We start from the raw sequence: 25,529 nt of genomic DNA, 5'->3' as shown, positions 1-25,529 counted from the left end.
CATGAGCCCCACCCCCAGCACTCCGAGAGCCACCCCGAGCATCGCGAACCTCAGCGCATCCGACCCCTCCCGATCCCCCTCCGTCCCCGAGGCAAGCCCCAGCATCGCCAGCCCCGCACACACCACCCCCACCGCGCCCCACTCGCTCCGCCGCAACCGCACCCCCAGCAACCGCGCCGCGACGACCGCGGTCACCGCCAGACTGGACGCCAGCGCCGCCGACACGGCGTAGATGGGAATCGACCGCAGGGCGACGACCTGAAAGACGAACCCCAGCCCGTCCAGGGCGAGCCCGGCCAGATACCGCCACTGCCGAAGCGCCCGCAGCAGGACCCCCGCCTCGCCACCCCGGCCCCCCTGCGCGCTCGCCGCCCGCGCGGCCACGGCCTGAAGGACGGTGGCCGTACCGAAACAGACCGCCGCACCAAGGGCGCAGATCATCCCGAAGAGCACAAAGCGACTGTAGGTGGGAGGGCCCAGCCGGGGGGCCTTGCGTGGCGGCGCGCGGCGATCTTTAGGCTGTCCGCTGAACACCGAACGGATCACCGGGACCGAACGGTTCATCGGGGGAGACAGACATGGCGGAAACTCGACGCCGACTGCGCTCGAGCACGGTCGTCCTCGGCGGCATGGGCGTCATAGCCGCGGCCCTGACCTCGTGCGGCTCGGAACCGGACCGCCGCTGCGTCGACCGCGACAGCTACACCTACGAGGGCTACAAGGTCATCGCGGACAAGAACTGCACGTCAGGCTCCAGCTCCAGCTCCTCGTACGGCAAGAGTGCCAGGAAGAAGACCGGCGGCTCCGACGCCGCCTGGTACTACGACGCCGACACCGACGGAGGCCGCGCCGACTACGGCACCTTCAGCCGCAGCGATGCCGTCGACCGAGGCGGCTTCGGCTGCTCGGGCTCCGGCAGCAGCGGCGGCTGAGCGGGCAGAACGATGGAGCGCCGCACGATCGAGCCCCGCCCCGGCTGGCAGCGGACCGTCGAGGAGCAGGGCCTCATCTACCCCCTCACCCGCCACCCCGACAACTCCCTGCGCCCGTACTGGGACGAGAGCGCCCACTACGTCTTCACCCTGGCGGAGGTCGAGGCGCTGGAGGAGGTCGTCGAGGAACTGCACGGCATGTGCCTCGCCGCGGCGGACCACATCGTCTCCGCCGACCGCTTCGCCGACCTCGGCATCACCGACCCGCGCGTGGCGCAAGCGGTCGCCGAGGCCTGGCGCCGACGCTCCGAACTCCCGTCCCTCTACGGCCGCTTCGACCTCCACTACGACGGCACCGGCCCGGCGAAACTCCTGGAGTACAACGCCGACACCCCCACGTCCCTCGTCGAGGCGGCCTCCCCCCAGTGGTTCTGGATGGAGGAGCGCTTCCCCGGCGCCGACCAGTGGAACTCCCTCCACGAACGCCTCGTCGCCGCCTGGAAGAAGCAGTCCGCCCTGCTGCCTCCCGGCAGCCCCCTGTACTTCGCGTACTCCTCGGCCGACGAACTCGGCGAGGACCTGATGACGGTCGCGTACCTTCAGGAGACAGCCGACCAAGCGGGCCTGGACACCGCCTGGATCTCCATGGAGGAGATCGGCTGGGACCCTCTCTCCGGCCGCTTCGTCGACACTCAACTCCGCTTCATCCGCAGCTGCTTCAAGCTCTACCCCTGGGAGTGGCTCACCACCGACCGCTTCGCCGACCACGTCCTGGACACCCTCGACAACGGCGGCGGCACGGGCACCACCCTCTGGATCGAACCGGCCTGGAAGATGCTCCTCAGCAACAAGGCCCTCCTGGCCATCCTCTGGGAGCTCTACCCGGACCACCCGAACCTGCTCCCCGCCCACCTCGACGGCCCGAGAGAACTGGCGAGCACCACGGGCTACGTCGCCAAGCCCCTGCTCGGCCGCGAGGGCGCGGGCGTCACGATCCACGAACCCGGCACCGAGGCGCCGCCCCTCCGTGAGGAGCCCTGCTGCTACCAGCAGTTGGCCCCGCTGCCCGCCTTCGACGGCAACCACGTCGTCCTCGGCGCATGGGTCGTCGAGGACGAGTCGGCGGGTCTCGGCATCCGCGAGTCGTCCGGCCTGATCACCGACGAGTACGCCCGCTTCCTGCCGCACGTGATCCTTTGACGGCCGTCCCAGCCCTTGCCCGTCCGCGATGAAACCGGCGTGGCCCAAGCCGCGACGATGCACACCGCTGGTACCGGGCAGCGGACGGCGGCCGCTCACACCCCGAGCACGCCCCGCAACTGCGCGAGCCCCCAGTCCAGATCCTCCTTCCCGATCACCAGGGGCGGCGCGATACGGATCGTCGGCCCATGGGTGTCCTTCACCAGCACACCCCGGTCCACCAACCGCTCGGACACCTCCCGCCCGGTACCCACCGTCCGGGCGATGTCGACCCCCGCCCACAGCCCTCGACCCCGGACGGCCGTCACCCGCCCCGTCCCGGCCAGCAGGCCCAGCTCCCGGTGCAGATGAGCGCCGAGCTCCGCCGACCGCTCCTGGAACTCGCCCGTCCGCAGCATCGCGATCACTTCCAGCGCCACCGCACACGCCAGCGGATTCCCGCCGAAGGTCGACCCGTGCTCCCCGGGCCGGAAAACCCCCAGCACCTCCGCCGACGACACCACCGCCGACACCGGCAGCACCCCGCCGCCGAGCGCCTTCCCGAGCACATACGCATCCGGCACCACACCCTCGTGCTCGCACGCGAACGTACGACCCGTGCGCCCCAGCCCCGACTGGATCTCGTCCGCGACGAACAGCACGTTCCGCTCCCGCGTCAGCTCCCGCACCGCCGGCAGATAGCCGGCAGGCGGGACCAGCACCCCCGCCTCGCCCTGGATCGGCTCCAGCAGCACCGCCACCGTGTTCTCCGTCAACGCCTCCCGCATCGCCGTCAGATCCCCGTACGGCACGATCTCGAAGCCCGGCGTGTACGGCCCGAAGTCCGCCCGCGCCTCCGGGTCCGTGGAGAAGCTGACGATCGTCGTCGTACGGCCGTGGAAGTTGTTGCCCGCGACGACGATCTTCGCCATCTCCGCCGGCACCCCCTTGACCCGGTAACCCCACTTCCGGGCGGTCTTCACGGCCGTCTCCACCGCCTCCGCCCCCGTGTTCATGGGCAGCACCATCTCCATCCCGCACAGCTCGGCGAGCTGCTCGCAGAACGCCGCGAACCGGTCGTGATGAAACGCCCGCGAAGTCAGGGTGACCCGCTCCAGCTGCGCCTTCGCCGCGTCCAGGATCCGCCGGTTGCCATGCCCGAAGTTGAGCGCCGAATACCCGGCCAGCAGATCCAGATACCGCCGCCCCTCCACATCCGTCATCCACGCCCCGTCCGCCGTCGCCACCACGACCGGCAACGGGTGGTAGTTGCGGGCGCTGTGCGCCTCGACCGCGGCGATCAGGGATGCGGTGGTGCTCGACGTACTCACGGGGCTCTCCGTTTCCGCCACCACGAGGGCTCGTGTCCCGGCCGTCACGACCCTCGCGGCCACTGTCCATTTCCGGCCTTACGAGTGCTTTGCGGCCCCTTCCTATCGTTGCTCGCATGGTGGACGCGGGACCATGCGCCCTCGGCGCGCCCGGTAGGCTGATCGACGGGCCGTGACTGGCGCGCTGGGCCAGGGGCCCGAGGATGGACCAACCATCGGGGAGCGGCCCCTGGGCGAGCGAGATCGCGTCCAGAGCGAGTGCCGTGCGCCTGGGCCGTACCGTGAACGCTGCACACGACGTCCGGAGGTCCCCATGTCAGCCGAGCCCCTCTCCACCGAGTCCACCGCCTTCCGTGCCGCCCTCGACGTGATCCGCGCCGTCGAGCCGCGCGTGGCCGACGCCATCGGCCAGGAGGTCGCCGACCAGCGCGAGATGCTCAAGCTGATCGCCTCCGAGAACTACGCCTCCCCGGCCACCCTCCTGGCGATGGGCAACTGGTTCAGCGACAAGTACGCCGAGGGCACCATCGGCCGCCGCTTCTACGCCGGCTGTCGCAACGTCGACACCGTCGAGTCCCTCGCCGCAGAGCACGCCAAGGAGCTCTTCGGCGCCCGGCACGCCTATGTCCAGCCTCACTCCGGCATCGACGCCAACCTCGTCGCCTTCTGGTCCGTCCTCGCCGCTCGCGTCGAGGCCCCTGCCCTGGAGAAGGCCGGCGTCCGCCAGGTCAACGACCTCACCGACGCCGACTGGGCCGAGCTCCGCCAGGCCTTCGGCAACCAGCGCATGCTCGGCATGTCCCTGGACGCAGGCGGCCACCTCACCCACGGCTTCCGCCCGAACATCTCCGGCAAGATGTTCGACCAGCGCTCCTACGGCACCGACCCCACCACCGGCCTCATCGACTACGAGGCGCTGCGCGTCTCCGCCCGCGAGTTCAAGCCGCTGATCATCGTCGCCGGCTACTCCGCCTACCCCCGTCTCGTGAACTTCCGGATCATGCGCGAGATCGCCGACGAGGTCGGCGCCACGCTCATGGTCGACATGGCCCACTTCGCGGGTCTCGTCGCCGGCAAGGTCCTCACCGGCGACTTCGACCCGGTCCCGCACGCCCAGATCGTCACCACCACCACCCACAAGTCGCTGCGCGGCCCGCGCGGCGGCATGGTCCTGTGCGACGACTCCCTCAAGGACCAGGTCGACCGCGGCTGCCCGATGGTCCTCGGCGGCCCGCTCCCGCACGTCATGGCCGCCAAGGCCGTCGCCCTGGCCGAGGCCCGTCAGCCTGCCTTCCAGGACTACGCCCAGCGCATCGTCGACAACTCCCGCGCCCTGGCCGAGGGCCTGATGCGCCGGGGCGCGACCCTGGTCACCGGCGGCACCGACAACCACCTCAACCTGATCGACGTCGCCTCCTCCTACGGCCTCACCGGCCGCCAGGCCGAGGCCGCGCTCCTCGAGTCCGGCATCGTCACCAACCGCAACGCGATCCCGGCCGACCCCAACGGAGCCTGGTACACCTCCGGCATCCGCATCGGCACCCCCGCCCTCACCACCCGTGGCCTGGGCACCGCCGAGATGGACGAGGTCGCCGCCCTCATCGACCGCGTCCTCACCACCACCGAGCCCGGCACCACCAGCAAGGGCGCCCCCTCCAAGGCCCAGCACGTCCTCGACCCGAAGATCGCCGACGAGATCTCCCGTCGCGCCACCGACCTCGTGGCGGGCTTCCCGCTGTACCCGGAGATCGACCTGGGCTGACGCCCGCGCCGATCCACCGCGGGCCTCACAGGTCCAGGTCGATCAACTCCTGACGTGGTTCCTCCCGCGGCGGTCCGGCTCCCGGCCGGGCCGCCGCGCGGCGTATCAGCAGCGTCCCACCGACGCCGGTCGCGAATCCGAAGGCCAGCCCCGCCACCGCCCATCCCGCGTCCCCGATCACCGGGCCGGGCCGGTCCTCGACCGTCGTGGCCCCCGTGAGCTTGTCCTCCGACACGCCGACCAGCTCTTCCAGATCCAGCCGCTCGAAGACCGAACGCGGTGCCCGATGCCAGCGGATGTCGTCGTCCTCCAGCTCCGGCGCGAGATCCGACCGCACCCAGGGTGTGCCGTCCCCGGCCACGAACAGCTGATCCTGCCGCTGAACGGCGACATCGCCTCCGGGCGGCCGGTTCGTCTGCGGCCAGCCTCCGACCCCGGTCAGTCCCCAGATCACCGTGATCCGTATCGGCGGATGATGCCCCTCGACCCAGTCCTCCGGCACCCGTTCCGTGCCGACGTAGGCCGGCTGCAACAGCTGCCAGAGACGGGCGAAGGGCTGCTCGCCCGAGCGCGTCGCCGTCGTGGCTCCCGTGCCGCCCGCGACGACCATCGCCACGTTGGGAACGTCCGAGTAGTACAGCGCCGCCGTCTCCGTGCTCTCCGGGGAGACCAGGAGCACGCTCGTCGGACCTCCGGCCGACGCAGGGGACGCGGCGCCCCACAGCAGCAGGGCGAGGGCTGCCGTCAACGCCCCGGTCAGCGACGTGAGTTCACGACACCGCCCCCTCTGTGCCCCGAGCGTGCGCGACCGGACTCCCCGGCTGCCGACCTCATGTCCCCACATCCGAACCCCCAACCCGAGCGATCCCCATCCGGCCCGTCCCCGAGCCGCGTGTCACTTCTGGTACACCGCCCGACCCGACTGGGTTCCCACCCCGAACCACCTATGTCGAAGATCCCTCTATTTCGAAGACCCCGCGGACGGCAGGCCGAGCGACCGCGCGACCCCCACCGCCCGCTCCTTCGACGCCACGCCTTCCAGTCGCAGCGTCACGGTCTCGCGGTCGGCCCCGTCGGCCCCGTCGGCCCTGTGGGTCCACAGCAGCGTCGGGCCGGCCGTCCGCTCCTCGCGTGTGTAGTGCTCCCCGCTCGCGTCCACCAGCCAGATCGTCAGCAGGTGCGGTCGGGGGAACCACAGAGCCGGGTCGGATCCGGTGCCGTTCGGCGTGTCCGGGCCCAGCGAGATCCACTCCGGCTGCTCGCGCACCGTCTTGGTGAAGCCGATGTCCAGGCTCGCCCGCCGCTCCTCCAGCCGTATCGTGCGTCCGTCATCCCGCCAGCACAGGCTCACCACGAACCGCCCCCGTGGCTCACCCGTCACCGCGACCGTGTCCGGCATGCCGAGCTCCTTCGGGACCAGCGGCTCGAAGCCGGCCCGGCGCTCTGCCTCGGCGAGCGACACCGAGCGGCCGCAGCCCGGGACCTCGGCGCCGGGGGAGGGGACCGCCGAGGGGTCGTACCGCACCTCGACCCCGGCGAAGTCGAACCAGTCGAAGACCGCCGCCCGCACCGGAGGCGTGAGCACCAGCACCCCCAGCAGGCCGCACAGCGCCGCGGTCAGCGAACGCCACCGCACCCGCGTCCAGCGCCGCACCGCCCGCAGCCGCTCAGCGGCGCCCGGCGGCTCGGCCACCGGAACCGGCACGTGCTCGGCGAGCAACTGCCCCAGCACCCGCTCGACCATCGTCTCGGCGCCGTCCGCCGCGCCCGGAGCGTCCAGGGACCGCCCGAGCGCCCGCAGCTCTTCGGGCAGCCGGGGCGCCTCGCCGGGCCGACCGCGATCACCGGGGCCCCGGGCACCGGCGCCTCCATCGCCCCCGGCGCCGTCCTGTCCGTAGGCACGCCCTCCCTCGCTCCCGTACGCCTCCTGCCCGTTGCCGTTGCCGTCGTACGGCTCGCGAGCGTCACTCATGCTCATCACCTCCTTCCCGAGGCTGAAAATCCGGCAGCAACCGCCCCAGTTTCCGCAGCGCGCGGTTCAGCCGGGACTTCACCGTGCCCCGGGGCCAGCCCAGGGCCTGGGCGGTCTCGGACTCGTCCATCTCGAGGAGATAGCGGTAGGTGACGACCAGGCGATGCTCCTCGCTCAGTTTCTCCAGGGCGGCCTGGAGCGCGGCGCGGCGCTCTATCTCCAGCGCGGCCATCGCCGGGTCCGCCGATTCCGGTATCAGTGGCTCGGCCTCCACGAAGGCCGCCTCACGCCCGGCGAGCGTGCGCTGACGGGCCGCCGTACGCACTGTGTTCCTCGTCTCATTGGCGACGATCGCCAGCAGCCAGGGCTTGAACGCCGAGCCGTCCTTGAACCGGCCCAGCGAGCAGTACGCCTTGACGAAGGCCTGCTGCACCACGTCCTCCGCGTCCGCACCCGCCCCGAGCGCGGCGGCCGCCCTGAGCGCGATGCCCGTATGGGCCCGCACCAGCTGCGCGTATGCCTCCGGCTCTCCGGCGCGTACACGTGCGATCACCGCGGCCTCATCGACGATGCGGCCCCCCTCCCGCGTTCTCACACTCTTGTTACACCGCGGCAGGCGGATCGGTTCCCATCTGTTTCCGACCAGTTCCAGTCCGGCCCCCGAGACCTGAGAGAATGGTGAGCATGGCCTCTGACCGACCCCGCGTGCTCTCCGGAATCCAGCCCACCGCAGGCTCGTTCCACCTCGGCAACTACCTCGGCGCCGTCCGCCAGTGGGTTGCCCTCCAGGAGTCCCACGACGCGTTCTACATGGTCGTCGACCTGCACGCGATCACGCTCCCGCAGGACCCCGCCGACCTGCGCGCCAACACCCGTCTCGCCGCCGCCCAGCTCCTCGCGGCCGGACTCGACGCCGAGCGCTGCACGCTCTTCGTCCAGAGCCATGTCCCCGAGCACGCCCAGCTCGCCTGGGTCATGAACTGCCTCACCGGCTTCGGCGAGGCGTCCCGCATGACCCAGTTCAAGGACAAGTCGGCCAAGCAGGGCGCGGACCGTGCCTCGGTCGGCCTGTTCACGTACCCGATCCTCCAGGTCGCGGACATCCTGCTGTACCAGGCCAACGAGGTCCCGGTCGGCGAGGACCAGCGCCAGCACATCGAGCTCACCCGAGACCTCGCCACGCGCTTCAACGGTCGCTTCGGCGAGACCTTCACACTCCCGAAGCCGTACATCCTCAAGGAGACGGCGAAGATCTACGACCTTCAGGACCCGGCGATCAAGATGAGCAAGTCGGCGTCCACGCCGAAGGGCCTCATTAACCTGCTCGACGAGCCCAAGGCCACCGCCAAGAAGGTCAAGAGCGCGGTCACCGACACCGACACCGTCATCCGCTACGACGCCGAGAACAAGCCGGGCGTCAGCAACCTGCTCACGATCTACTCGACCCTCACGGGTACGGGAATCGCGGAACTGGAGCAGAAGTACGACGGCAAGGGCTACGGTGCGCTCAAGACGGACCTCGCCGAGGTCATGGTCGAGTTCGTGACGCCCTTCCGGGAGCGCACCCAGCAGTATCTGGACGACCCGGAGACGCTGGACTCGGTGCTGGCCAAGGGCGCGGAGAAGGCGCGTGCCGTCGCCGCGGAGACTCTCTCCCAGGCGTACGACAAGGTGGGCTTCCTGCCCGCCAAGCACTGAGCCCGCACCACGGCACACGGCCGGAACACGGGCGTACCACCGCACAGCGCTGCACATCACTACGGTTGCGCCTGCCCGCAGCCCGTCCGTAGCCGTACAGTCGATAGCCGAATGGCCGTATCAGCGGCCATTCACGCTCACCAACAGGGCATGAGCTCACAACAGGACGAGCCGCTCGACGGGCGAGCTCACCGACAGACGACAGGAGACGACGTGGGGACCGTAACGATCGGCGTGTCGATCGCGGTCCCGGAGCCTCACGGCAGCCTGCTCCAGGAGCGGCGCGCGGGCTTCGGCGACGCCGCGGCTCACGGCATCCCCACGCACGTCACGCTGCTGCCGCCGACGGAGGTCGACGCCGAGCTGCTGCCGGCGATCGAGGCACACCTCCTCGAGGTCGCGGCCGCCGGGCGCCCCTTCCCGATGCGGCTCTCCGGCACGGGCACCTTCCGGCCCCTCTCGCCGGTCGTCTTCGTCCAGGTCGTCGACGGTGCCGAGGCCTGCACCTGGCTCCAGAAGCAGGTGCGTGACGCCTCCGGGCCGGTCGCACGCGAGCTTCAGTTCCCGTACCACCCGCATGTCACGGTCGCCCATGGCATCGACGAGGAGTCGATGGACCGCGCGTTCGAGGAACTCGCCGACTACCGCGCCGAGTGGCCCTGCACCGGCTTCGCCCTCTACGAGCAGGGCCCGGACGGCGTCTGGCGCAAGCTGCGGGACTTCGCCTTCGGGGGGCCGGTGGTGCCGTCTCAGGCGGGGGCGGTGGAACGCGGGTCCATCCCGGCGAATTAGCTCCGCCGGTTGGGCCGGGAGGGGGTGCCGCGGGGGTTGGTCGTCGTGTGCCGGTGCGTTGTGGCCGGTCGCGCAGTTCCTCGCGCCCCTGGGTCGCGGCCCGTGCCCCACTGGGGCTACTGCGTTTCAGACCGGCAGCCTTCGGAAGAGTGACCGCGGTGCGTGTCGTAGCGCTGACATCACCAGTCGGAGGGCGCCGGGCACCCACACCGTCTCCGAGCGGCGCCGCAGGCCCACCTCGATCGCTGTCGCGACCGCCTCGGGAGTGGTCGCCAGAGGAGCCTCCTCCAGGGCGGCGGTCATCTTGGTGCGGACGAAACCGGGGCGTACGAGCATGACGTGGACGCCGGTGCCGTGCAGGGCGTCGCCGAGGCCCTGGGTGAAGGCGTCGAGGCCGGCCTTGCTGGAGCCGTAGATGAAGTTGGCGCGGCGGGCGCGTTCGGCGGCGACGGAGGAGAGGACGACGAGGGAGCCGTGGCCCTGGGTCTGGAGCGCGCTCGCGCTGACCAGGGTCGCCGAGACGGCGCCCGTGTAGTTGGTCTGGGCGACCCGTACCGCGCTCATCGGCTCACGCTCGTCGCGCGCCTGGTCGCCGAGGATGCCGAAGGCGAGCAGCACCATGTCGATGTCGCCCTCGGCGAAGACCTTGCCGAGCACCGTCTCGTGGGACTCGGGGGCGAGGGCGTCGAAGGCGACCGTGTGCACGTCGGCGCCGAGCGCGCGCAACTCGGCGGCGGACTGCTCCAGCGCGGGCGACGGGCGGCCCGCGAGCCACACGGTGCGGGTACGGCGCGCGATCATGCGACGGGCGGTGGCCAGCGCGATCTCGGACGTACCGCCGAGGACGAGCAGGGACTGGGGGAGGCCGAAGGCGTCCTTCACGACAGCTCCTAGAGATCTGATGGGTTCTACAGGGCGAGGCGGCGGGCCAGGTCCGACATGAAGACCCCGCGGGGGTCCAGTCCCGCCCGCAACGAGCGGAAGGCGTCCAGGCGTGGGTACATAGCGGCGAGCAGCTCGGGCCGCAGCCGGGAGTCCTTGGCGAGGTAGACGCGCCCGCCGGCCGCGGCCACCTCCTCGTCCAACGTGTCGAGGAGCGCGCCGAGGCCGGGCAGAGCGGCCGGGATGTCCAGGGCCAGCGTCCAGCCGGGGACGGGGAAGGAGAGCCAGCCGGGGTCTGCGTCCCCGAAGCGCTTGAGGACGGCCAGGAAGGACGGGCAGCGGTGCTCGGAGATGTGCCGCACCACGCGGTGCAGCGTCTCCTCCTGGCCGTGTCCGACGACGAACTGGTACTGCACGAAGCCGCCCCGGCCGTAGATCCGGTTCCAGTGCGGCACGCCGTCCAGGGGGTGGAAGAAGGCGGTGAGCTTCTGTAGTTCGCCGGTACGCGCACGTGGCGACCTGCGGTACCAGAGCTCGTTGAAGCAGGCCACGGTACGGCGGTTCAGCAGGCCTTCCGGCAGGAAGGCGGGCGGGGCCGGCAGACGGGAGGGGCGGAAGGCGAGCGGGTCCCTACGCGCACGCGTGCCTTCGCGCAGGGCCTCCAGGGGCGCGTGGTCGCCGCGGGTGAGCACCGCGCGTCCCGTCGCCGCGCCGCGCGCCACCAGGTCGATCCAGGCCACCGAGTAGCGGTAGCGGTCGTCGGTGGCGGCCAGGCGGGCCATGAGGTCGTCGAGGTCCCGCGCGCGTTCGGTGTCGACCGACATCAGCGACGTCTGCACCGGCTGGAGTTGGACCGTGGCGGTGAGGATGACGCCGGTCAGGCCCATGCCGCCGGTGGTCGCGTCGAACAGGGGCGTGCCACGGCGGACGGTGCGGATCTCGCCGTCGGCGGTGAGGAGTTCCAGCGACAGGACATGGCGCGAGAAGGCGCCCGAGACATGGTGGTTCTTGCCGTGGATGTCGGCGCCGATCGCGCCGCCGACCGTCACCTGGCGGGTGCCGGGCGTCACCGGCACGAACCAGCCGAGCGGGAGCAGCACCCGCATCAGCCGGTGCAGCGAGACGCCCGCGTCGCACGAGACGGTGCCGCCGTCGGCGTCGATCGCGTGGATGCGGTCCAGGCCGGTCATGTCGAACACCGCGCCCCCGGCGTTCTGCGCCGCGTCCCCGTACGCCCGTCCCAGGCCCCTCGGGATGGCTCCGCGGGCCCCGCAGCCCCGGACGGCGGCCGCGGCCTCCTCGTACGTCCTGGGACGGATCAGACGGGCGACGGTGGGGGCGGTGCGGCCCCATCCCGTGACGGAGACGGTGTCGGCAGGCATGTCGGCGACCGTAGCGCCCGTTTGTGAGCGATTGGTTATGAAACATCCCTGCTCTCCCCGAAATGGGTGATTAATGGGATGTCGCTCAATATTGCCGTAATTCTGGCTGTGTCGGCGTGAACAGTGAGTCCACATGGACCACCTCGACGACATCGATCACCGAAGCCTCCGGGGTGCGGACCGCCGAGTCCTTTCCGCGTTCCATGCCCGTGGCGCAGACCCACGCGTCGCCACCGCCGCGCGCGCCCTCTCCTGGGCGGGCGAGCACGGCACGCTCTGGCTGGCGGCGGGGCTCGCGGGGGCCGCCGTGGACGGCGGGCGACGCGGCGCATGGTTGCGCGGCACGGCGCTCACCGCCGGTGCGCACCTCGTCAGCATGGGGGTGAAGAGGGTGGTGCGCCGCCCGCGCCCGGCGCACGTCCAGCCCCTGGTGCGCACCCTCGGCCGGCACTCCTTCCCCAGCTCCCACGCGGCCTCCGCCACTGCTGCCGCCGTCGCCTTCGGCGCGCTCGGCGCGTACGCGATCCCGCCGCTCGCCGCCGCGATGTGCCTCTCGCGCCTTGTCGTCGGCGTGCACTACCCCTCCGACGTGGCGGCGGGCGCGGTGCTCGGGGCACTCACCGCGCGCGTCGGGGCGCGCTGGATGAGGAAGGGGGGCGCCCATGGCTGAGACCGCACCCCTGACGAGTGCCGCGCGCATCAGGGAAGCGGCGCTGCATGCGCAGCGCACGCCCCCGCAACGGGCCGTACCGCCACCCCGCAAAGGCGGCCCCGGCGCGCTGCTGAAAGGTCTCATCAAGACCGCACGTCCCAAACAGTGGGTCAAGAACATCCTGGTCATCGCCGCCCCGGCCGCCGCCGGCCGGCTCTTCTCGGCCCACGCCCTGACCCAACTCGCCCTCGTCTTCGCCCTCTTCACCGCTTGCGCCGCCGCCGTCTATCTGATCAACGACGCCCGTGACGCCGAAGCGGACCGCGCGCATCCCGTCAAACGCCGCCGCCCGGTCGCCGCCGGACAGGTCCCCGTACCGGTCGCGTACGCCGTCGGAGGCGCGCTCGCCGTCCTCGCGCCCGCCGCCGCGGCCTGGCTGTCCGCACCCGCCGTCACGGTCCTGCTCACCGCGTACATCGGCATGCAACTCGCGTACTGCGTCAGCCTCAAGCACGTCCTGGTCGTCGACCTCGCCGTCGTCACGACCGGCTTCCTGATGCGGGCGATGGTCGGCGGGCTCGCGCTCGGCATCCCGCTGTCACGCTGGTTCCTGATCACCACCGGGTTCGGGGCGCTGTTCATGGTGTCCGCCAAGCGTTACTCCGAAGCCGTGCAGATGGCCGGGAAAGCGGGCGCCACGCGGGCGTTGCTCACCGAGTACACCACCGGCTATCTGCGCTTCGTCTGGCAACTGGCGGCCGCAGTCGCCGTCCTCGGGTACTGCCTGTGGGCCCTGGAGGAGGGAGGCGACCCCCACACCGGCGTGCTGCCCTGGCGACAGCTGTCCATGGTCGCCTTCACCCTCGCGGTCCTTCGCTACGCCGTCTTCGCCGACCGCGGCACCGCTGGCGAACCCGAGGACGTCGTCCTGCACGACCGCGCACTCGCCGTCATCGGCCTGGTGTGGCTGGCGATGTACGGGCTGGCGGTGGCCAATTGGTAGCCACGCGCGCGTGGCGCAGCCGACGGGAAGCGGCCGGCACACGCGCGTGGGGCGACCGACGCGAGCTCCTCGGCTTCGCCACCGTCGGCCTCCTCGCCTACGCCGTCGACCTCGCCCTGTTCACCTGGCTCCGCGGCCCGGCCGCCCTCGGCCCCCTCACGGCCAAGGCCCTCTCCTTCGTCGCCGGCTGTACGGTCGCCTACGCCGGGAACGCCCTCGGCCCCTACCGCCACACCCACCGCAGGGGCCTGCGCCCCTACGCCGTCTTCTGCGCGGTGAACGTCGCCGGAGCCGTCGTACAACTCCTCTGCCTCACCGTGAGCCACTACGGCCTCGGCCTCACCTCCCAGCGGGCGGACACCGTCTCCGGAGCCGGAATCGGCATGGCGCTGGCTACCGTGCTGCGGTTTTGGGGCACTCGGACATTGGTCTTCCGCGTGGAGGGCAGAGTCGGATCATGGACTGGCTGAAGAAACTCCCCGTCGTCGGGTCCACCGTGACCCGGCTGATGACCACGCACGCGTGGCGGTCGTACGAACGTATGGACCGGGTGAAGTGGACACGGCTGGCCGCCGCGATGACGTTCACCAGCTTCGTCGCGCTGTTCCCACTGCTCACCGTGGCCGCCGCGATCGCCGCCGCGACTCTCAGCAAGGAACAGCAGAACAAGCTGGAGGACAAGCTCGCCGACCAGGTGCCCGGCATCTCCGACCAGCTCGACATCGACGCGCTGGTCCAGAACGCCGGCACCGTCGGCCTCATCGCCGGCGCCGTCCTGCTGTTCACTGGCATCGGCTGGGTCGGCTCCATGCGCGAGTGCCTGCGCGCGGTGTGGGAGCTGCCCGACGACGAGGAGAACCCCGTCCTGCGCAAGGCCAAGGACGCGGGCGTCCTGGTCGGCTTCGGCGGCGCCGTACTCGTCACGCTCGTCGCCTCCACCGTCGCCTCCGCCATGGTCGGCTGGATCACCCGGCAGATGGGCATCGACGAGGACGGCTGGGGCGGGATCCTGTTGCAGATCGCCGCCTTCCTCATCGCCGTACTCGCCGACTTCCTGCTCCTGCTGTACGTCCTGACCCTGCTGCCCGGGGTCGAACCGGCGCGCCGCCGGCTGATCGTGGCCGCGCTGATCGGCGCGGTCGGGTTCGAACTGCTGAAGCTGCTGCTCAGCGGCTATATGCAGGGCGTGGCCACGAAGAGCATGTACGGCGCGTTCGGCGTGCCGGTCGCCCTGCTGCTGTGGATCAACTTCACCTCGAAGCTGGTCGTGTTCTGCGCCGCCTGGACGGCGACGCAGGGCAAGGAGACCGAACTCGCCGACGATTCCGAGGGGTCCGGGGACGCGGCCGACGAGTCCGAGGGCGAAGTCCGGCCCGAGAAGCCCGGACTCAGGAACGGCCCCGACGGCGCACCAGGTCGGGCAGCGGCCACCGGCGGTTGATCAGGAACGCGCCCCCCGCGAGCAGCACCAGCAGCCCGCCGGCGATCCCGAGCGCGATGCCCATGCCACTCGAACCGCTCGCGGCCGACGCGCCCACCGCCGACTTCGAGGACTTCTCGGCCTCCCCGGCGCCACCCGCCTCCCCGGCGTCGTTCGCACCCGGCTGCGCGCTGGCCTGCGCGGCGCTCTTCGGCGCGACCAGCTCACCCACCGGCTGCACCTTGCCGGCCGCCTGGAAGCCCCAGTCGAAGAGCCGCGCGGTCTCCTTGTAGACCTCGTTGTGCTCGCTCTTCTCCGGGTTCATCACCGTGACGAGCAGCACCTTGCCGTTCCGCTCGGCGACGCCCGTGAAGGTGGCACCGGCGTTGGTCGTGTTGCCGTTCTTGACGCCCGCGATGCCCTGGTAGACGGGGACGTCGCTGTCGCCGGACAGCAGCCGGTTGGTGTTCTGGATCTCGAAGGACTCGCGGACCGACTTGCCCTTCTTGTTCTTCGTCGTCGCGCCCGGGAACTTGGCGGTGACGGTCGAGCTGTACTCGCGGAAGTCCTTCTTCTGTAGCCCGGAACGCGCGATCAGCGTCAGGTCGTACGCCGACGACACCTGGCGGGGAGCGTCGTAGCCGTCGGGCGACACCACGTTCGTGTCGAGGGCCTGGAGCTCCTCGGCGTGCTCGTTCATCTCCTTGACGGTGTTGTCGATCCCGTTGTTCATCTTCGACAGCACGTGCACGGCGTCGTTGCCGGAGCGCAGGAACACCCCGAGCCACAGGTCGTGGACGGTGTAGGTCTCGCCCTCCTTTATCCCGACGAGGCTGGAGCCGGACCCGAGGTCCGCCAGGTCGGAGGGGACGACCTCGTGCTTCATGGTCTTGGGGAACCTCGGCAGCACCGTGTCGGCGAACAGCATCTTCATGGTGCTCGCGGGCGGCAGCCGCCAGTGCGCGTTGTGCGCGGCGAGCACGTCGCCGGACTCGGCGTCGGCGACGATCCAGGAGCGGGCGGTCAGGTCCTTGGGCAGCACCGGGACACCGGCCGCGAGGTTCACCTGGGTGCCGGCCTGTCCCAGCCGCGTGCCGCCCACGGTCGACATGTTCGCCGGGGGAGTGGCCGACGGGCTCGTACTCGGTGACGGCTTGGGGGCCGCGAAGGAGACGGGCGCGGTCAGCGCGAGGGAGGACACGACGGCGGAAGTGACCAGCAGGGCGCGCCTGGCGGTCTTCTTGGGTGCGGGCACGACGGAGAACGTACATGCCGTACCCATGGAAGTCCCGCTTCTGCCCCCACCCCGCTCGGAGGACCGGACCCGGGACGGTGATACTGAACGCATGAAGCTCAGCCGCCCCGTCTCCTGGTTCCTGCTCGCCTTCGGGGTGTGGAGCTGGGTCATCTGGGTCACTTTCGTCAAAAATCTGATCAAGGACAGCAGCGGGCTCGCGTTCGACGACGGCCATCCGACGGCGTACTTCTGGGTGCACCTGCTGCTCGCCGTCGTCTCCTTCGTATTGGGGACGGTCGTCGGGGTCATCGGGTTGCGTGGAGTGCGCGCACTGCGCCGGACGTCATAGGAACTCGGCCAGGACCCGGGACGTTCACTCGGCACGCAAGGGAAAGGGAACGTCGGCGTGGTCATCGTCTTCGCGCTTGTCGCACTGCTCGTGGTGTCCGTCCTGGTGGCGGGCAACTGGTGGATGTGGCGCCGCCTGTTCCGCGACACGACCCGTGGCCCCGGGTTCGTGCGCCGCGCGGGCGTGGTGGTGATCGCAGGCGGCTGGGCCCTGACGGTCGGTGCCCTCGTCGCCGAGCGCTCGGGCGCACCCTTCTGGCTCCAGCAGGTCCTGGCCTGGCCGGGCTTCCTGTGGCTGGCCCTGTCGATGTACCTGATGGTGGGCGTGCTGGCGGGTGAGGTCGTACGGCCGCTGCTCAGACGATGGGTCGAGCGGCGGGCGCGTGCCCGGGGAGAGGCACAGGAGCGGCCGGAGCCGGCGGAAGTGACGGCGGCGACCGCGACCGTTTTGGCCTCGGCACCCAAGACCGGCTCGATCTCGGCGTCCACGACCGGCTCGGTGTCGGCGTCCGCCGGCTCGGTCTCGGCCCTCACCGCCGACCCGCTCCCGGCACCCGGGACCGACTCGTCCCCGGCGACCTCGACCGGCACCACCCCGGAGCCCGCCCCCTCCGACGCGTCCCGTCCCCTCGCCACCCCCACCCGCCGCCTCTTCGTCTCCCGGGTCGTCGCCGGTGCCGCCGCCGCGGCCGCCGTGGGCACCGTCGGCTACGGCACCTACGGCGTCGTCAGAGGCCCCAAGGTCAAGCGGGTCACCGTCCCGCTGGCCAAGCTCCCGCGCGCGGCGCACGGTTACCGGATCGCGGTCGTCAGCGACATCCACCTGGGCCCGGTCCTGGGCCGCGGGTTCGCGCAGAAGGTCGTCGACACCATCAACGGCACCCAGCCCGACCTCATCGCGGTCGTCGGCGACCTGGTGGACGGCAGCGTGAAGGACCTCGGCCCGGCGGCGGCCCCGCTCGCCCAGCTCCGGGCGAGACACGGCGCGTTCTTCGTCACCGGCAACCACGAGTACTTCTCCGGCGCCGAGCAGTGGGTCGACGAGGTACGCCGCCTGGGCCTGCGCCCGCTGGAGAACGCCCGGACCGACCTGCCCCACTTCGACCTGGCCGGCGTCAACGACATCGCGGGCGAGAGCGAGGGCCAGGGCCCCGACTTCGCCAAGGCCCTCGGTGACCGGGACAAGGCGCGCGCGTGTGTGCTCCTCGCCCACCAGCCGGTGCAGATCCACGACGCCGTCGACCACGGCGTCGACCTCCAGCTCTCCGGCCACACCCACGGCGGCCAGCTCTGGCCGGGCAACCTCGTCGCGGGCATGGCCAACCCCACCCTGGCCGGACTGGACCGCTACGGCGACACCCAGCTGTACGTCAGCCGGGGCGCCGGCGCCTGGGGCCCACCCACGCGCGTGGGTGCCCCGTCGGACATCACGGTGATCGAGCTGGCGTCCCGTCAGGCTTGACCGGTCAGGCCGGTCAGGCCGGTCTGAGAGGCCTGGACCGTCCCATGGCTGGGAACAGCCTGTGAAACCTGCTGGAAACGCCCGTAGGTAAGTTCTTTCCCATGTCGCCAGAAAGCCCTTCCCCCTGGTGAAAGACGTGTGATTAGGTGTGCCCGCCACTTAGGGGAGTGGCGGAAATTCACCTATTCACTGCTCATGTGGGGGCCCGTGAAGGGCCGGGGAGAGGGCACACCCATGCGTTCGGTTCGCATGCGGATTCTCGCGACGCTGCTCGTGCTGGCGGCCGTGGGGGTAGGCGGCTGGCAGTTGGTGCCGTCGCAGCGGGACGAGAACAGGACCATCACGGTCGGCACGACGGACGCCGTCACGTCGCTCGATCCGGCCGGCGCCTACGACGCAGGCTCCTGGGCGCTGTTCAACAACGTCTACCAGTCACTGCTGACCTTCGAGCCGGGTGGCGTCGCACCCGAGCCGGACGCGGCCCAGAGCTGCGGCTTCGCCGGCACCGATCTGAAGACGTACCGCTGTGAACTGCGCGAGGGCCTCACCTTCCCGAGCGGGCGTGCCATGACCGCGCAGGACGTCAAGTACTCCTTCGACCGCGTCAAGCGGATCAAGTCGGATGTCGGCCCGTCCTCCCTGCTGAGCACCCTCGCCTCGGTGAGCGCGAGCGGCCGTACGGTCACCTTCCGGCTGTCGTCGCCCGACGCCACGTTCCCGCTCAAGGTGGCCACCGGGGCGGGCGCCATCGTGGACCGGGAGAAGTATCCGGCCGACGCGCTGCGCACCGACAACGCTGTCGACGGCACCGGCCCGTACACCCTGACCGCGTACACCAAGGAGAAGGAGGCCGTCCTCACCCCCAACACGCACTACAAGGGCGCCCTCAAGCAAACCGGCCGCCCCGTCGAACTGCGCTACTACGCCGACGCGGACGCCCTCGACAGCGCCTGGAAGGCGAAGCGGATCGACGTCGCCACCCGCACGCTGCCGCCCCAGGTCCTCGCCGGACTGAACGCCGCCGACCCGGGCCAGCGCGTCTCCGAGGCCGACAGCTCCGAGATCCGCAGCCTCTACTTCAACACCCGCAAGGGCTCACCGCTGCACGACGTGCGGGTCCGGCAGGCCATGGCCTGGCTGATCGACCGTGAGCGGCTGGCGGCCACGGTGTACAAGGGGACCGTCGATCCGCTGTTCTCGCTGATCCCGACGGGCATCACCGGCCACACCACGTCGTTCTTCGACACCTACCCCAGGCTGAGCGCCGCCAAGGCGCGCGTCCTGCTGAGCGAGGCCGGCGTGAGCCTGCCCGTCAGCTTCACCTACGGCTATGGCGCCGGCCGCGGCGCCGGGGCCGAGGAGGCCGCGGAGATCAAGCGGCAACTGGAGGCGACCGGCCTGTTCAAGGTGACCGTCAAGGGATACGAGTGGACCGACTTCCAGAAGCGCTGGGCGAGCGGCGAGCTCGACGCGTACGCCGTCGGCTGGGTCGCCGACTTCCCCGACCCGGACACCTACGGCGGCCCGCTCGTCGGCACGGACGGCACCATGAACACCGGGTACAGCGACAAGACCGTGGACCGGCTGATCACGGCCAGTCAGCAGTACGCCGACCGCAGCGAGGCCACGAAGGACTTCCGTCTGCTCCAGGAGGCCGTCGCCCGCGACGTTCCGCTGATCCCGCTGTGGCAGGCCAAGGAGTACGTGGTCGCCAGCGAGGAGGTGGGTGGGGGGCAGTATCTGTCCGACGGTACGGGCGTCTTTCGGCTTTGGCGGCTTACCTGGATCTGACTATTCGCTCCGGGGCGGTGGGTTCCGGTTGGATCGCGGCTGCGGGTGGGGTGTGGGTACGCGCGCAGTTCCCCGCGCCCCTTGGGCGGGCAGCGTCACCGTCACCCGCAGGCCGTCACCCGGTGCCGAGTCCACCGTCACCTCACCGCCGTGTGCCTCCACCACGCCCTGCACGATCGCCATCCCCAGACCGCTGCCCGCGCCCCCGCCTGCGCGGAAGAAGCGGTCGAAGACTCTTGCCGCGTCCTCCTCGCACAGCCCCGGCCCCTCGTCCGCGACACACAGCCGGACGAAGCCGTTCGCCCGCTCCACCCCCAGCCGCACCGGCACGTCGGCGGGCGTGTGCGTGCGGACGTTGCTCAGCAGATTGCCCAGCACCTGGCGCAGCCCCGACTCGTCGGCGTGCACGAGCAGCGCGCCGTCGGCGCCGACCGTGATCGGCCGCTCCGGCTGCTGGACCCGCAGATCCTCGGCCGCCTCGCGCACCAGACGGCTCAGGTCGACGTTGCGGAACCGCAGCTCGGGCCGCTGGTCGAGCCGGGCGAGGGTGAGCAGTTCGTCGACGAGGCGGCCCATGCGGTCGACCTCGCCGTTCATCCGGTCCCAGGCACGCTTGCGCTCGGCCGGTTCCGTCAGCATCCCCTTGTCGTACAGCTGGAGATACCCGCGTATCGCGGACAGCGGTGTGCGCAGCTCGTGCGAGGCGTCGCCGACGAAGCGGCGCAGCTGGGCCGTGCTGCGCTCGCGCGTGCGGTACGCCGACTCCACCTGGTGGAGCATGGAGTTGAGGGCCACCCGCAGCTGTTCGACCTCCAGGGTCGGGTCGCGGCTGGAGGGGACGCGCCGGGCAAGATCGCCCTCGGCGATGGCCGACGAGGTCTCCACCATGTCCTCCAGCGGCCGCATCCTCCGGCGCACGCTGAACATCGTCAGCCAGCCGAGCAGCGCCAGCAGCAGCGTCCCGACGGCCAGGTCCATCCGCAGCGCCTTGCCCATCCCCTCGTGCAGACCCTCGGTCGGCATGGCGATCAGCACGATCGTGCCGTCCGGCAGCCGTGCGCCGACCATCCGGTGGCGGTCCCCCTCGACCCGTACGTCCCGCGGCTCCTCGTCTGCGGCGAGGGCGACCGGGTCCCGCGCGGCAGCGGCGAGCGCGTGCTGGCGGGGCGTCGGCTTCAGCGGGCCCAGGGCCACCGGCCTCCCGGCGGAGTCGACCGCGACGTACACCATGGTCGGGCTCGGCAGCGGGTCGGTGTCCGTGCTTCCGCCGTCGTTGAACCTGTCCAGGGCGATGCCCAGTTCGCTCAGTGACTCGATCTGCCGCAGGGCGAACCCGGCCTTCCCCAGCGTGGTGCGCGCGCTCTTCAGCTCGCTGTCGACCTTGTCGAGCAGAAAGAACCGCGCCGTCATCAGACTGACCGCGGTGGCGACGACGATGCCGACGGCCAGCAGCGCCACGTTCGTCAGTGTCAGCTTGCCGCGCAGCGAGTGGATGCCGCGCCGGCGACGGAAGTGGCCGAAGACCCGAGGGATCCTCATGCCAGCCCGTATCCGACGCCCCGCCGCGTGGTGATCACCGGCGGTCCCAGGGCGTCCAGCTTGCGCCGCAGATAGCTGATGTAGGTCTCCACGACGGTCGACTCGGGCGGCGTGTGCTCGTACTGCCAGACGTGGCGCAGGAGTTGCTCCTTGGGCACGATCCGGCCGCCGTTGCGCACCAGGAAGCGCAGCAGCGCGTACTCGGTGGGGGTGAGTTCGACGGTGCGGCCGGCGCGGCGCACCGAGTACGTCGACTCGTCCAGCTCCAGGTCGCCGTACCGCAGGGGCGGCCGCTGCGGCAGGACGTCGGCGGGGAGGGTGCGGCGCAGTACCGCGGTGATGCGGGCGACGACCTCGTCGATGTTGAACGGCTTGGTGATGTAGTCGTCGCCGAAGCCGAGGGCGCCGACGATCTCGGCGGGCGAGTCGCGTGCGGTGAGGAAGACGAGCGCCAGGCCGGGCCGCCGCTCGCGCAGTTCACGCCCCAGCGCCCGGCCGTCCCCGTCCGGGAGCATGACGTCGAGCAGCGCCACGTCCGGCCGGGTGCGCTCGGCGAGGGCGAGCGCCTCGCGGACCGTGCCCGCGATCATGACCTCGAACCGGTGGTAGCGCAGGGCGATGGCGAGGACGTCGGCGATGCTCTCCTCGTCCTCCACGACCAGCACGGTGCCAGAACCCGTCGTCATGCCCCCAGTATCGGCGGGGCCACTGACAGTCGGGCGGGTTCGCCCTTTGGAGTTCCTTGAGAGTCATGGCCGTCGCCTGCCACGCACGCGTGCCGCCGCCAATCCTGTTGCCCAGGACCTGGGGGACCGACCGAACCGAATAAGGAGCGTTGAGCGTGGCGGCATTGGCACGGTGGTGCTATCGGCACCGGCTGGTGGTCCTGTTGCTGTGGTTGGGGGCACTGTTCGGCCTGGGCGCGGCGAGTACCGCCGCCGGCACGAACTACGCGAACGTCTTCTCCCTCCCGGACACGGACTCCGCGACCGCGTACGACCTGATGGAGAAGGCCTTCCCGGAGCGCGCGGGCGACACCGACACGGTGGTGTGGAAGGTGAACGGCAAAGACGGGGCATCGGTACGGGACGACTCCGTACGGTCCCGGATCGAGCCCGTGCTGGAGGAGATCGGGCGGATACAGGGGGTCGGCGAGGTCACCGACCCGTACGCGGCACAAGGGGCCGCGCAGATCAGCGAGGACGGGCGGGTCGCGTACTCCCAGATCACGTTCACCGAGCAGGCGAACGCCGTCCCCATGGAGCTGATCGAGGACGTCGTCGGCACGGCGCAGGCCGCCGAACGCGACGGACTCCAGGTCGAGCTGGGCGGTCAGGCCGTCGCCCGCACCCAGGAGCCGCCGCAGGGCACGGCGGAGGCGGTCGGCATCCTGGCGGCGGCGGTCGTGCTGTTCCTGGCCTTCGGGTCGCTCTTCGCGATGCTGCTGCCGATCGTCGTGGCGGTCGCGGGCGTCGGCACCGGCATGATCGCCACGATGCTGATGAGCCATGTCACGGACGTTCCCGAAGTGGCCCCGCTGCTCGGCTCGTTGATCGGCCTGGGCGTCGGCATCGACTACGCCCTGTTCATCGTGACCCGGCACCGGCGCGGCATCCTGCGTGGGATGCAGCCCGAGGAGGCGGCCGTGACCGCCCTCAACACCTCGGGCCGCGCTGTGCTGTTCGCGGGCGGCACGGTCTGTATCGCGCTCGCCGGGATGCTGGTGATGAACATGCGCTTCCTGGACGGCGTCGTCGTCGCGACCTCGCTCACGGTCGTCCTGAGCGTGCTCGCCGCGATCACCCTGCTGCCCGCCCTCCTCGGCCTGCTCGGTGTGCGGGTGCTCAGCCGTCGGCAGCGGCGGCGGCTCGCGGCGGCGGGACCGGAACCGGCGGAGGCGAGCGGACTCGCCGCGCGCTGGTCGACGTACGTCCAACGGCGCCCGCGTCCGATCGCGGCGCTCGCCCTCGTCGTCATGGCGGCCCTCGCCATCCCCGTGCTGTCGCTGCGTCTCGGCGCCACCGACCAGGGCAACCACCAGGAGTCGGCCACCACCCGGCAGGCCTACGACCTGCTCGCCGAGGGCTTCGGGCCCGGCGTCAACGGCCCGCTCCAGGTCGTCGTCGACGGCGACGCCCCCGCGGGTCTGGTGGACGGCATCCGCGCCACCGAGGGCGTAGCCCAGGTGGCCGCCGTCCCGCCCGCCAACGGCGTGACGGTCATCCAGGTCGTACCGACGACCTCACCCCAGTCCGAGGAGACGGACCGGCTGATCGACCGGCTGCGCGACGACGTGATCCCGCAGTCGGGTGCCGAGGCCCATGTCGGCGGGGTGACGGCGGTCTTCAAGGACTTCGCCTCGGTGACCGGCGACCGGCTGCCGTACTTCGTGGCGACGATCATCGCGCTCGGTTTCCTGCTTCTGCTGGTGGCCTTCCGCTCGCTGGTGGTGCCGCTGACGGCGGCCCTGATGAACCTCGTCGCGGCGGCCGCGTCCTTCGGCGTCCTGGTGGCGGTCTTCCAGTGGGGCTGGGGGGCCGAACTGCTCGGGATCGGCAAGGAGGGGCCGATCACGTCGTTCCTGCCGGTCATCATGTTGTCCCTGCTGTTCGGCCTCTCCATGGACTACCAGGTGTTCCTGGTGAGCCGGATGCACGAGGAGTGGGTCCACACGAAGGACAACGCGCGCGCGGTGCGCGTCGGCCTCGCGGAGACCAGCCGCGTCATCAACTCCGCGGCCCTGATCATGATCTGTGTGTTCAGCGCGTTCGTGCTGAGCGGCGACATGGAGGGCGCGATGGCGGGCATCGGCCTCGCGGCGGCCGTCGCCCTGGACGCGTTCATCCTGCGTACGGCGCTGGTGCCGGCCGCGATGCACCTGCTCGGCAGGTCGAACTGGTGGCTGCCGGACTGGCTGGAGAAGCGGCTGCCGCATCTCGCGGTCGAGCCCAAGGAGGAGGTGACGGGGGCCGAGGAGGAGCCGGTCGTGACGGGCCGCGCGTCGGTCGTCCACGGGTTCATCCGCAGCGCCGACGGCGTTCCGGTCGACGGCGCGGCGGTGACATTGCTGACGAAGGGCGGTCGCCGGCTGGACCGGGTGTCGTCCCTGGCCGACGGCTCGTACATCGTCTCGGTGCCTGCGCCGGGGACGTATCTGCTGGCGGCCACCGCCGAGTCGTACGGGTCCAGGGCGGTGCAGGTGGTCGTGGCGGTCGGGCCGCTCGTGTACGACGTCGAGCTGGCCGACGGTGAGGTGGACGCTGTCAACTGACGGTCACTGGAGGCGTTTCAGGGGCACCCGCTCTCGGCGGGCGCCCCTTAGCCGTCCCCTTACTCGTCCCGTTACCCGTCCCCCCGAGCGCCCGTCTTCCCGCCTGACCTGCCGCTCGCCTTCTTGCTCGCCTTCTCCTTCGCCGGATCCGGCAACGCGTTCGTCATCCCGGGCAGGAAGTCCGTGAACAGCTCGTGCACCTCGCGCACCAGCGGCCGCAGCACCCGGAACCGCGCCAGCGCGACACCCCGCGCCGTCAGTCGGGCGCCCCGCTCGGCCAGCCGATAGCTGCGCTCGCGGCCCTCGGTACGGTCGAAGATCCAGTACAGGACGAGCCCCATCTGGGAGAGCCACATCAACTCCGGCAGCACATCCCGGAGTTCCTCGGGCACCTTCGTCTTCGTCGCGCCCGCCAGCACCTGCCGATGGACGTTGATGGCCTCCACGCGCGCGTGCTCGGACTCGGCCGAGAAGGGGCTGAGCGGGCTGTCGGGGTCGGCGGCGTTCTTGAAGAACTGCACGGCGAACTCGTGGTACGGAGTCGCGATGTCCAGCCACACCTTCAGCACGCCCGCGAGACGCGCCTCCAGGTCGGTCTCGCGGGCCAGGACCTCCCGGATCGCCGCCTGGTGCTCGGCGGCGATCCGGTCGTAGAAGCCCTGGATCAGGTGTTCCTTGCCCTCGAAGTAGTAGTACGCGTTTCCTACGGAGACCCCGGCCTCCTGGGCGATGGCCCGCATCGTCGTCTTGTCGTAGCCGCGCTCCTGGAAGAGCCGCATGGCGGTCTCCAGGATCAGCGCGCGGGTCTGCTCGGACTTGCTGGGCGCGTCGCCCTGCTCAGGGCTGTCGTTCTTCGAGGGCACGGAACGAGAGCCT

23 protein-coding genes and 1 pseudogene are annotated in these 25,529 nt (G+C 71.0%); 13 read left to right on the top strand and 11 right to left on the bottom strand.

From position 1 onward, the window contains the following. Nucleotides 1–441: pseudogene (locus KUM44_RS19520) on the bottom strand (hypothetical protein); the annotation flags it as partial. A gap of 137 nt (nucleotides 442–578) precedes the next feature. Here KUM44_RS19520 and KUM44_RS19515 point away from each other — a divergent pair. Both KUM44_RS19515 and KUM44_RS19510 read left to right on the top strand, forming a co-directional pair. After that, nucleotides 579–932, top strand: coding sequence for a hypothetical protein (locus KUM44_RS19515; RefSeq protein ID WP_217209353.1), 354 nt, complete (start codon nucleotides 579–581; stop codon nucleotides 930–932). Between the two features lie 12 nt (nucleotides 933–944). Further along, a complete protein-coding gene (locus KUM44_RS19510) occupies nucleotides 945–2,132 on the top strand; it encodes a glutathionylspermidine synthase family protein (protein ID WP_217209352.1) in 1,188 nt (395 codons plus the stop codon). 95 nt (nucleotides 2,133–2,227) lie between these two features. Here KUM44_RS19510 and rocD read toward each other — a convergent pair whose 3' ends face one another. Further along, a complete protein-coding gene (rocD, locus tag KUM44_RS19505) occupies nucleotides 2,228–3,442 on the bottom strand; it encodes an ornithine--oxo-acid transaminase (protein ID WP_217209351.1) in 1,215 nt (404 codons plus the stop codon). A gap of 313 nt (nucleotides 3,443–3,755) precedes the next feature. Between rocD and KUM44_RS19500 the strand changes: the two genes are divergently transcribed. Then, entirely contained in the window at nucleotides 3,756–5,204 is a 1,449-nt protein-coding gene (locus KUM44_RS19500; RefSeq protein ID WP_217209350.1) for a glycine hydroxymethyltransferase, read from the top strand. 25 nt (nucleotides 5,205–5,229) lie between these two features. Here the strand turns inward: KUM44_RS19500 and KUM44_RS19495 are convergent, their stop codons facing one another. The 3 genes from KUM44_RS19495 to KUM44_RS19485 all read right to left on the bottom strand — a co-directional run bounded on the left by KUM44_RS19495 (nucleotide 5,230) and on the right by KUM44_RS19485 (nucleotide 7,771). Beyond that, nucleotides 5,230–5,952, bottom strand: coding sequence for a hypothetical protein (locus tag KUM44_RS19495; protein ID WP_374202050.1), 723 nt, complete (start codon nucleotides 5,950–5,952; stop codon nucleotides 5,230–5,232). Nucleotides 5,953–6,165: 213 nt separating this feature from the next. Further along, a complete protein-coding gene (locus KUM44_RS19490; protein ID WP_254389735.1) occupies nucleotides 6,166–7,182 on the bottom strand; it encodes a hypothetical protein in 1,017 nt (338 codons plus the stop codon). After that, the gene (locus tag KUM44_RS19485) at nucleotides 7,169–7,771 is read right to left on the bottom strand and encodes an RNA polymerase sigma factor (RefSeq protein ID WP_217209349.1); all 603 of its coding nucleotides are present in this window, start codon (nucleotides 7,769–7,771) and stop codon (nucleotides 7,169–7,171) included. Before KUM44_RS19485 ends, KUM44_RS19490 begins: the two co-directional genes overlap by 14 nt. An 89-nt stretch (nucleotides 7,772–7,860) precedes the next feature. Here KUM44_RS19485 and trpS point away from each other — a divergent pair, with 89 nt between their 5' ends. Both trpS and KUM44_RS19475 read left to right on the top strand, forming a co-directional pair. Continuing rightward, on the top strand, nucleotides 7,861–8,874 hold the full coding sequence (gene trpS, locus KUM44_RS19480) for a tryptophan--tRNA ligase (RefSeq protein ID WP_217209348.1): 1,014 nt from the start codon (nucleotides 7,861–7,863) through the stop codon (nucleotides 8,872–8,874). A 213-nt stretch (nucleotides 8,875–9,087) separates the two neighbouring features. Next, on the top strand, nucleotides 9,088–9,666 hold the full coding sequence (locus tag KUM44_RS19475; RefSeq protein ID WP_217209347.1) for a 2'-5' RNA ligase family protein: 579 nt from the start codon (nucleotides 9,088–9,090) through the stop codon (nucleotides 9,664–9,666). Nucleotides 9,667–9,792: 126 nt separating this feature from the next. On the opposite strand, the gene KUM44_RS19470 is transcribed toward KUM44_RS19475, so the two are convergent. Beyond that, a complete protein-coding gene (locus tag KUM44_RS19470) occupies nucleotides 9,793–10,548 on the bottom strand; it encodes a decaprenylphospho-beta-D-erythro-pentofuranosid-2-ulose 2-reductase (RefSeq protein ID WP_217209346.1) in 756 nt (251 codons plus the stop codon). 26 nt (nucleotides 10,549–10,574) lie between these two features. After that, complete coding sequence (locus KUM44_RS19465) at nucleotides 10,575–11,930, bottom strand: FAD-binding oxidoreductase (RefSeq protein ID WP_217209345.1); 1,356 nt, start codon at nucleotides 11,928–11,930, stop codon at nucleotides 10,575–10,577. Nucleotides 11,931–12,063: 133 nt separating this feature from the next. Between KUM44_RS19465 and KUM44_RS19460 the strand changes: the two genes are divergently transcribed. From KUM44_RS19460 to KUM44_RS19445, 4 genes are read left to right on the top strand one after another with little or no spacing between them, the layout of a single operon-like run. Next, the gene (locus KUM44_RS19460; RefSeq protein ID WP_217209343.1) at nucleotides 12,064–12,600 is read left to right on the top strand and encodes a phosphatase PAP2 family protein; all 537 of its coding nucleotides are present in this window, start codon (nucleotides 12,064–12,066) and stop codon (nucleotides 12,598–12,600) included. Beyond that, nucleotides 12,593–13,585 (top strand): decaprenyl-phosphate phosphoribosyltransferase, encoded by a 993-nt coding sequence (locus tag KUM44_RS19455; protein ID WP_217209341.1) that lies wholly within the window; start codon nucleotides 12,593–12,595, stop codon nucleotides 13,583–13,585. The genes KUM44_RS19460 and KUM44_RS19455 overlap by 8 nt, the downstream gene beginning before the upstream one ends. Then, nucleotides 13,579–14,055, top strand: coding sequence for a GtrA family protein (locus tag KUM44_RS19450; protein ID WP_217209339.1), 477 nt, complete (start codon nucleotides 13,579–13,581; stop codon nucleotides 14,053–14,055). Before KUM44_RS19455 ends, KUM44_RS19450 begins: the two co-directional genes overlap by 7 nt. Continuing rightward, on the top strand, nucleotides 14,043–15,026 hold the full coding sequence (locus KUM44_RS19445; RefSeq protein WP_217209337.1) for a YihY/virulence factor BrkB family protein: 984 nt from the start codon (nucleotides 14,043–14,045) through the stop codon (nucleotides 15,024–15,026). The genes KUM44_RS19450 and KUM44_RS19445 overlap by 13 nt, the downstream gene beginning before the upstream one ends. Here the strand turns inward: KUM44_RS19445 and KUM44_RS19440 are convergent. Next, on the bottom strand, nucleotides 14,974–16,260 hold the full coding sequence (locus KUM44_RS19440) for a D-alanyl-D-alanine carboxypeptidase family protein (RefSeq protein ID WP_374202049.1): 1,287 nt from the start codon (nucleotides 16,258–16,260) through the stop codon (nucleotides 14,974–14,976). The genes KUM44_RS19445 and KUM44_RS19440 overlap by 53 nt on opposite strands. Nucleotides 16,261–16,351: 91 nt before the next feature. On the opposite strand from KUM44_RS19440, the gene KUM44_RS19435 reads away from it, so the two are divergent. From KUM44_RS19435 to KUM44_RS19425, 3 genes are all read left to right on the top strand, one after another. Continuing rightward, nucleotides 16,352–16,591, top strand: a complete 240-nt coding sequence (locus KUM44_RS19435) for an SCO4848 family membrane protein (protein WP_062702372.1) — start codon at nucleotides 16,352–16,354, stop codon at nucleotides 16,589–16,591. A gap of 57 nt (nucleotides 16,592–16,648) precedes the next feature. Next, nucleotides 16,649–18,052, top strand: a complete 1,404-nt coding sequence (locus KUM44_RS19430) for a metallophosphoesterase (RefSeq protein ID WP_217209333.1) — start codon at nucleotides 16,649–16,651, stop codon at nucleotides 18,050–18,052. Between the two features lie 234 nt (nucleotides 18,053–18,286). After that, complete coding sequence (locus tag KUM44_RS19425; protein WP_217209332.1) at nucleotides 18,287–19,843, top strand: ABC transporter substrate-binding protein; 1,557 nt, start codon at nucleotides 18,287–18,289, stop codon at nucleotides 19,841–19,843. On the opposite strand, the gene KUM44_RS19420 is transcribed toward KUM44_RS19425, so the two are convergent. Both KUM44_RS19420 and KUM44_RS19415 read right to left on the bottom strand, forming a co-directional pair. Beyond that, nucleotides 19,844–21,382 carry a HAMP domain-containing sensor histidine kinase gene (locus KUM44_RS19420; RefSeq protein ID WP_217209331.1) on the bottom strand — a complete coding sequence of 513 codons (1,539 nt, stop codon included), beginning with the start codon at nucleotides 21,380–21,382 and terminating at the stop codon, nucleotides 19,844–19,846. It abuts the gene before it with no gap. Further along, complete coding sequence (locus KUM44_RS19415) at nucleotides 21,379–22,068, bottom strand: response regulator transcription factor (protein ID WP_217209330.1); 690 nt, start codon at nucleotides 22,066–22,068, stop codon at nucleotides 21,379–21,381. Before KUM44_RS19415 ends, KUM44_RS19420 begins: the two co-directional genes overlap by 4 nt. Nucleotides 22,069–22,232: 164 nt before the next feature. Between KUM44_RS19415 and KUM44_RS19410 the strand changes: the two genes are divergently transcribed. Then, entirely contained in the window at nucleotides 22,233–24,653 is a 2,421-nt protein-coding gene (locus KUM44_RS19410; RefSeq protein WP_217209383.1) for an MMPL family transporter, read from the top strand. A gap of 71 nt (nucleotides 24,654–24,724) precedes the next feature. Here KUM44_RS19410 and KUM44_RS19405 read toward each other — a convergent pair whose 3' ends face one another. Then, the gene (locus tag KUM44_RS19405; protein WP_217209329.1) at nucleotides 24,725–25,516 is read right to left on the bottom strand and encodes a TetR/AcrR family transcriptional regulator; all 792 of its coding nucleotides are present in this window, start codon (nucleotides 25,514–25,516) and stop codon (nucleotides 24,725–24,727) included. Nucleotides 25,517–25,529 lie beyond the last annotated feature (13 nt).

Source organism: Streptomyces sp. AC550_RSS872 (genome assembly GCF_019049285.1).
Classification (GTDB): domain Bacteria; phylum Actinomycetota; class Actinomycetes; order Streptomycetales; family Streptomycetaceae; genus Streptomyces.
This window is presented reverse-complemented; position numbering and strand designations above follow the sequence as displayed.

Bases quoted from the DNA above. Each gene is read 5' to 3' on its own strand.
- KUM44_RS19415 (WP_217209330.1), bottom strand. From the start codon at position 22,068: ATGACGACGGGTTCTGGCACCGTGCTGGTCGTGGAGGACGAGGAGAGC.
- KUM44_RS19455 (WP_217209341.1), top strand. From the start codon at position 12,593: ATGGCTGAGACCGCACCCCTGACGAGTGCCGCGCGCATCAGGGAAGCG.
- KUM44_RS19515 (WP_217209353.1), top strand. From the start codon at position 579: ATGGCGGAAACTCGACGCCGACTGCGCTCGAGCACGGTCGTCCTCGGC.
- KUM44_RS19510 (WP_217209352.1), top strand. From the start codon at position 945: ATGGAGCGCCGCACGATCGAGCCCCGCCCCGGCTGGCAGCGGACCGTC.
- trpS (WP_217209348.1), top strand. From the start codon at position 7,861: ATGGCCTCTGACCGACCCCGCGTGCTCTCCGGAATCCAGCCCACCGCA.
- KUM44_RS19420 (WP_217209331.1), bottom strand. From the start codon at position 21,382: ATGAGGATCCCTCGGGTCTTCGGCCACTTCCGTCGCCGGCGCGGCATC.
- KUM44_RS19425 (WP_217209332.1), top strand. From the start codon at position 18,287: ATGCGTTCGGTTCGCATGCGGATTCTCGCGACGCTGCTCGTGCTGGCG.
- KUM44_RS19445 (WP_217209337.1), top strand. From the start codon at position 14,043: ATGGACTGGCTGAAGAAACTCCCCGTCGTCGGGTCCACCGTGACCCGG.
- KUM44_RS19465 (WP_217209345.1), bottom strand. From the start codon at position 11,930: ATGCCTGCCGACACCGTCTCCGTCACGGGATGGGGCCGCACCGCCCCC.
- KUM44_RS19500 (WP_217209350.1), top strand. From the start codon at position 3,756: ATGTCAGCCGAGCCCCTCTCCACCGAGTCCACCGCCTTCCGTGCCGCC.
- KUM44_RS19490 (WP_254389735.1), bottom strand. From the start codon at position 7,182: ATGAGCATGAGTGACGCTCGCGAGCCGTACGACGGCAACGGCAACGGG.
- KUM44_RS19435 (WP_062702372.1), top strand. From the start codon at position 16,352: ATGAAGCTCAGCCGCCCCGTCTCCTGGTTCCTGCTCGCCTTCGGGGTG.
- KUM44_RS19460 (WP_217209343.1), top strand. From the start codon at position 12,064: ATGGACCACCTCGACGACATCGATCACCGAAGCCTCCGGGGTGCGGAC.